Raw genomic sequence first — 2,876 nt, forward strand, 5'->3', positions numbered from 1 at the left:
TTTAACGGTATTCTTACTGATGGACAAGGTTCTGGCAATAGTTTTTATGCCCTTGCCCTGCTGGTGCATACGGAGTATTTGTTTTACTTGACTCATTCGTTTTGGTTTTCCGGCCATTACTTATCTTTTGATGGTATCCATCAAATAAACCAAAAACCAATTCAAAAAATGGGGGGCAGTATGATCCGGAATAATTTTACCGGAAAACCATTTTTAAATTTACAAGGGGGTCAGCATCCGCCGGAATGACAGATACCTAAAAGGTAGGCTTTAGAGGGGTCAGCTTAGTCCGGAATATCCATACTGGGCAGATCCGAGTGGAGCCGATGGAGAACATTACAATTGGGATACTAAAAGGTATGAGGATGATCAGGGCAATAAAGTGTCTTTCGAAACAGCTCTTGCTAGTGTTGGACTTAATGTGGACAACAGTGAACAATCAAATGGTTCAGATTCTGGTGACCAAGAAAGTGCACAATCAGATCCTGATCCATTAACCAATATTCAAGTGTTGGAAAAAAGAGGATGGTTAGGAAGCCTGTTTCAAAATAGAAGATGGAGTCCTAAATATAGTAATGTTGATTATGAGGTAGATGATGATGGTTTTCTCACTGGAGAGACATTTATACGCGTTATGGGAAGTTCTGGATCGATTGAACTTATATCCAGTGGAGGCTTGAGTATTTTGCGCCTACCTAAATATGTAAAATATTTAAGGGGTATTAAATCTACTAGGGATGCATTGAAGTTTGCAGTAAAATCTTCAGATGCTTTTAAACTAATTTCTGGGGGGAACAGATTCAAGGCCGTGATTGAAGGAGGGGCACTTGGTGCAGGACAATTCTTCACACAATTATTGAAAAATGGCTGGAGTTTTGAAAAATCAGGGAAGAACATCAAACTGCTAAAAGATGGAGAAACCATTATCTTTAGAGGCTCTAGTGCTAAAAAAGGATTTGATACCTTTACGCTTCCAAAAGCATATGAGGGGAAAAATGTAGACATATTTTTCAAATAATTTTATTATATGATGATAATGTTCGAGAAGTACAAAAAATATAGTGATTCTTTTCTGGAGGTTGTATTAAAAGAAGTCGATAGAAGAATAGATTTGAAATTGAATTCAAGTGATTTTAATTACGTTAGGGATGAATCATATGGGACCTATTATTTTAAGTATATGGTTCCTGGGAATGGAGATATCAATAAGTTAATTTCTTTACTGAAAGTCTTAAAAGGAGAAGGAGATAGATATATGCTCTTGCCATTACCTTGGAATGAAACTTTTCAAAAATACAAGACCAAAGAAGAATCACTTGATGAATTAATTAATGAGTTTGATCAAATTATATCGGATGAAATAATCGAAAATAGAGGTGCTTATTTAGCCAAAATGAAGGTATCCAACACAAATGATTCATTACCATTATTTTTCGAGAGATTTCTCGAACTGGATGCTTTTCTCAATCTTGCTAGCGATGATGTAGAGCATTATTTTATAGGTACTTTATTGTTATTCCCTTTGAACTTAGAGTGGTTTATGATATTTGATTATGATTTATTTGCTATCCATTTTATTGTTGGAGATGAATGCTTTAGCAGATTGAGAGAAGATTTTAAATCAAATGAATTTATGTATTCTAAAACACAGGTTGAGCAATTAATAAAAGATGCTCAAGGGTAACCATAGTATTTTTTGGTACCCGTTGGCCGAAGATTTTTATAGCGTTTCACCTTACAGTTTTTTGAACAACTCGCCGCTGAACTTTATCGACCCTACGGGTATGGCTCCCGAAGATTGGGTGTTGGGTAAAAACGGTAACATTTATTGGGATAATAATTCTAATAGTCAGGCTACTACAAAAGCAGGCGACACGTATTTAGGTAAGAATTTAACATTTACGTTCACTAGTGTCCCGCTAAAATTGAGATGCTGTTAAAAATAAAAAAATATCATGTCTAGTATGTCTGGAACGCACTTTTCCTTTAGGAAATATTGTTTCGCAAAATGAAGTCCGTTTACTCATAAATACTATGCAACAATTTGCAAATCAACTATTAATAGCCCATTTCTTGATTTTTAATGGGACACTAGTGATTTACGTTTAATAGTTATATCGATGCTGAACTTTGGGACGGACCTAACCCCCCGCTCTACGAAGTGTTCCAAGCTCTGCGAACGTCTCCGACTTCGCAGCTCACTGCACATCAAGGACAGGCCAATACGTCATGCTCCTACTTCGGCAAATGCGCCGTACAGGTCTCTGAGGGGCTTCCAAAATGATGTTGAACCACATTTTTGTAACTTGTTTAAAGCCTTTTGATTAACCAGATCATTGTAGCGATAAATAAAGTAAGACTTATGAGTAACCGGGATACACCCCGGAGAGGCGTTTTTCGTTTTTTTCTTTTATTGAAGGGTTGGGCAGCGAAGTTGTAAACTTCGTTGAGCGGGTCACCCGGAAATGCTCCCGATCCCGATGTTTATCTGTTTATCGGGACGGTGGCGGAAACTGCTGGAATTTTTATTCCCCGGCAAGCCCGGATAGCCTCATGTAAGAGGTTGTGTTAACCGCATAAGTAACCCGGTTAGCGGCTAACTTGATGAAGTTCGCCGCTTTTGTGTTTGGGTACACGGCACAGGCCATTGGTTACGCCGCTCAACCAACTGGTTATGCCGTCAACATATTTGGTTAAGCGGTCCAACTAATCAGTTTAGCCGTCAAAGTAACCTGTTTAGCGGCTCAAGGGAATGGTTACGCCGCTCAATCAACTTGTTATGCGGTCCACCTAATCAGTTTAGCCGTCAAAGCAACTTGTTTAGCGGCTCAAGGAAATGGTTACGCCGCTCAATCAACTTGTTATGCGGTCAACGT

Annotated in this window: 3 protein-coding genes; 2 read left to right on the forward strand and 1 reads right to left on the reverse strand. The window is 38.5% G+C overall.

Annotated elements, in window-relative coordinates:
* Positions 1–117, reverse strand: a 117-nt coding sequence (locus BT112_RS22245; RefSeq protein ID WP_139276319.1) for a helix-turn-helix domain-containing protein, incomplete at its 3' end; no start/stop codon positions are given.
* Between the two features lie 265 nt (positions 118–382).
* Here BT112_RS22245 and BT112_RS19905 point away from each other — a divergent pair.
* Together BT112_RS19905 and BT112_RS19910 are read left to right on the forward strand one after the other, a co-directional pair.
* The gene (locus tag BT112_RS19905; RefSeq protein WP_072319224.1) at positions 383–1,018 is read left to right on the forward strand and encodes a hypothetical protein; all 636 of its coding nucleotides are present in this window, start codon (positions 383–385) and stop codon (positions 1,016–1,018) included.
* 9 nt (positions 1,019–1,027) lie between these two features.
* Positions 1,028–1,684: a hypothetical protein gene (locus BT112_RS19910; RefSeq protein ID WP_072319225.1), complete on the forward strand. Its 657-nt coding sequence runs from the start codon at positions 1,028–1,030 to the stop codon at positions 1,682–1,684.
* The last annotated feature ends 1,192 nt before the right edge of the window (positions 1,685–2,876 follow it).

This window comes from Sinomicrobium oceani (genome assembly GCF_900119185.1).
GTDB classification, from domain to species: domain Bacteria; phylum Bacteroidota; class Bacteroidia; order Flavobacteriales; family Flavobacteriaceae; genus Sinomicrobium; species Sinomicrobium oceani.

Bases quoted from the DNA above. Each gene is read 5' to 3' on its own strand.
- BT112_RS19910 (WP_072319225.1), top strand. From the start codon at position 1,028: ATGATGATAATGTTCGAGAAGTACAAAAAATATAGTGATTCTTTTCTG.